The sequence below is a fragment of the Arthrobacter cryoconiti genome, from assembly GCF_020905375.1.
Lineage (GTDB): Bacteria > Actinomycetota > Actinomycetes > Actinomycetales > Micrococcaceae > Specibacter > Specibacter cryoconiti.
On sequence record NZ_JAJJBU010000041.1, the window covers coordinates 1 to 3,308 of the forward strand.

Annotated in this window: 2 protein-coding genes; both read right to left on the bottom strand. The window is 60.6% G+C overall.

What is annotated here, in order from left to right; translation table 11 throughout:
* Window positions 1-64 precede the first annotated feature (64 nt).
* Window positions 65-1,999: a DEAD/DEAH box helicase gene (locus LOH53_RS16470; RefSeq protein WP_230068850.1), complete on the bottom strand. Its 1,935-nt coding sequence runs from the start codon at window positions 1,997-1,999 to the stop codon at window positions 65-67.
* Between the two features lie 484 nt (window positions 2,000-2,483).
* Complete coding sequence (locus tag LOH53_RS16475) at window positions 2,484-3,149, bottom strand: MOSC domain-containing protein (RefSeq protein WP_230068851.1); 666 nt, start codon at window positions 3,147-3,149, stop codon at window positions 2,484-2,486.
* Window positions 3,150-3,308 lie beyond the last annotated feature (159 nt).

Consider the following 3,308-nt stretch of genomic DNA (forward strand, 5'->3'; position numbering starts at 1 on the left):
ACTTGGCCCGCCGGCCAAGTCCACCCCTCATATCAAGCTAAGGCGCCACGCTCATGCCTGGCTGCTACCACTTGCCCTTGCTGTTGAAGTTCGATCCGCCATCGTGGCGGGGACGACGATCCCCACCACCTTGGCCGGTGTGGCCCTGGTCTGAACCGTAGCCACGCTCGGCACCACGCTCACGGTCGCCGCCACGGTATCCACCGCTGCGGTCGCCGTCGAACTTCTTCTTGAAGCCACCCTGGCCGCGGTCGTTGCGATCACGGTAAGGGGCGCTTCCACCAGCAGGGCGGCGGCCATTATCCAGCTCAAGGTTGATCAGCTCGCCGCTGATGCGGGTCTTGCTCAGGGCACGCCACTGGTCCTTGCTCAACTCGGCAGGCAGTTCCACCAAGGTGTGGTCGGAGCGGATGTCAATGCCACCGATCTGCGAGGAGGACAAGCCACCCTCATTGGCGATGGCCCCAACAATCGAGCCTGGCATGACGCGCTGGCGACGTCCCACCGCGATGCGGTAGGTGGCGTTTCCTTCGGTCAAGGTGCGGGTCGGCCCGCGGGAACCGAATCCGTCCTTGGCACGATCCTTCTTCTGGTACTCCGGTGCTGCTGGCAGGTCATTGACCAGCAGCGGCTGTCCACCCTGCGCCATGACGGCCAAGGCCGCGGCGATCTCCGAGGCAGGAACATCGTGCTCCTGCTCATAGCTGGCGATCAGGTCGCGGAACTTGCCAACATCCTGGCTGGCAAGCGTCTCCGTAATCTTTTCGGCGAACTTGCCAAGACGCAGGCTGTTGATGGTCTCGGCGGACGGCAGGTGCATCTGCTCCACCGGCTGGCGGGTCGCCTTTTCAATTGCGCGCAGCAAGTACTTCTCGCGTGGGGTGATGAACAGGATTGCATCTCCCGAGCGGCCGGCACGGCCCGTGCGACCGATACGGTGCACATAGGACTCGGTGTCGTGCGGGATGTCGTAGTTGATGACGTGGGAGATACGCTCTACGTCCAAGCCGCGGGCAGCGACGTCGGTAGCTACAAGGATGTCGAAGCGACCGTCACGCAAACCCTCGATCGTGCGCTCACGCTGCTGCTGGGGAATGTCACCATTGATAGCAGCAGCTTGGAAACCGCGGGCTTTGAGCTTGTCAGCCAAGTCCTCGGTAGCCATCTTGGTGCGAACGAAAGCGATAACGCCGTCGAACTCTTCAACCTCAAGCACGCGGGTCAAAGCGTCAAGCTTGTGGGCGCCCATAACCTGCAAGAAGCGCTGGCGTGTGTTGGCACCGGTAGTGGTCTTGGATTTAACCGTGACCTCGGCGGGGTTGTTCAGGTACTGCTTGGAGATGCGGCGAATCGCGCCGGGCATCGTGGCGGAGAACAACGCAACCTGTTTGTCATCCGGGGTCTTGCTGAGGATCTGCTCAACATCCTCAGCGAAGCCCATGCGCAACATTTCATCGGCTTCATCCAGGACCAGGTACTGCAAGTGAGACAGGTCCAGGGAACCCTTTGAGAGGTGATCGATCACTCGACCCGGCGTTCCAACAACAACCTGGGCGCCTCGACGCAATCCCGCCAGCTGCGGGCCGTAAGCCGATCCGCCGTAGACAGGAAGCACGGAGAAATTGTCCATGTACTTGGCGTAGGAAGTGAACGCTTCAGCGACCTGCAAGGCAAGTTCGCGGGTAGGCGCCAGAACCAGGATCTGGGTGTTCTTGGTGGGACCGTTCAGATCCATCAGCTCGGCCATGCGGGACAGTGCGGGGACGGCGAATGCTGCCGTTTTTCCGGTACCTGTCTGTGCAAGGCCAACAACGTCGCGGCCCTCAAGCAGAAGCGGGATGGTGGCGGCCTGGATGGGTGACGGCTTTTCGTAGCCGACATCGCTCAAAGCGGACAGCACACGGCCGTCAATGCCGAGCTCGGCAAAAGTTACTTCAGGAGCGTCTTCTTTTTCGATGACGACGCTGCTGGACGTATTTTTGGTGGTATTTTCGGGCATGGTGAGTAAGTCCTCATTCATAGGGCCAAGCGGCTTGGGACCGCATTAGAAAAGAAATCCAGCCGCACAAACCATCCCGTGGCAGGAATTCCGCGCCAACGCCCTACGCTTTCGGCGCAAGGCAGACATCAACGGAGCTGACGTCGTATGACGTTTTCTTTGCCGGCAATCCCCTATGAACGCTTTCTTGCCCGCACTCAAGCCGCGGGCCCCATACACTTCAGGCTCCTGCCTCAAAAATTGGGCAGAAAATAAAAGGAGATACCGGAGTGGGGGATATCTAAATTGTAGGGCATACAGAGCACATCTGCGCGGGTTGACGTCCATGAGTGCCCGTGAGGTTGCGCACACAACGGAATTTGGGTCCGGTTTTCCCTCGAAATCCAAGGATTTCATGCCAAAAGTACGCCGCCGGCGCGTCACGGCGCACCTGTCTCACCTCGCTGCGCTGGCTGGCGCCTGCTAGCTGACACCTGCGAGCTGGCTACGAGGCGTGTTGCAAAATTCTCTTGAAATATTTCTTGTAGTGCGCGCTCAAGGTGAGCTCACCGGCGTCGGCCAGGTCTTGCAGAGTGTGGACGTCCTCCACCGTGGCGCTGGAGAAGAACTTGCCCACAGTAATCCCGTGCGACGGCGCGGACTCTGCCACAATCGCGTCCCCCGCCTGGATCTTCCCCTTATGGATCACGCGCAGATAGCACCCAATCCGCCCAACCTCCGTGAAGCGCTTGACCCACTGCGGCTCACCCATCCGCTCCGCGAAGGTGGCACACGGAACCCGTGGAGAGGTGACTTCTAGCACCAGATGCGCACCAACCCGCCAACGCTGCCCGATGACCGCGCCCGTGGTTTCAATGCCGCGTGTCCGCAGATTTTCGCCAAAAAGCCCAGCCGGGATGTCGCGGCCAAGTTCGCGGCTCCAAAAATCCGCATCCTCCTGCGAGTAGGCATAAACGGCTTGGTCAGGGCCGCCATGGTTCTCCCTGTCACCCTGAAAGTCGCCAAAGACGCCAAAGGTGCGGACACTGACGGCTTCCTCCACCGGGCGTTTATCGATGGCGGTGACACCGAACCCAGTTTTGGTGACAGTCATCCGGTGTGCCCGGCACACTGCCAGAACAGTGCCCGTTGCGCCGCTTTCGCTATTCATGCGCTAAATCTACGGCAGTTCTGCACGCTTGTGGTGCGGACCGGCCCCTCCCCCAGCGACGCTCGGTTACTTTCGGGGGTGTTCAGACCAGCAACAGCGACAGGGACCCGCCCAGCACAACCCGGCAGCGCCGTCGTGCACCGCGGTGAAATCGGCCCA

Excerpts from the sequence above, each read along its gene's own strand:
- LOH53_RS16470 (WP_230068850.1), bottom strand. The coding sequence starts at position 1,999 with ATGCCCGAAAATACCACCAAAAATACGTCCAGCAGCGTCGTCATCGAA.
- LOH53_RS16475 (WP_230068851.1), bottom strand. The coding sequence starts at position 3,149 with ATGAATAGCGAAAGCGGCGCAACGGGCACTGTTCTGGCAGTGTGCCGG.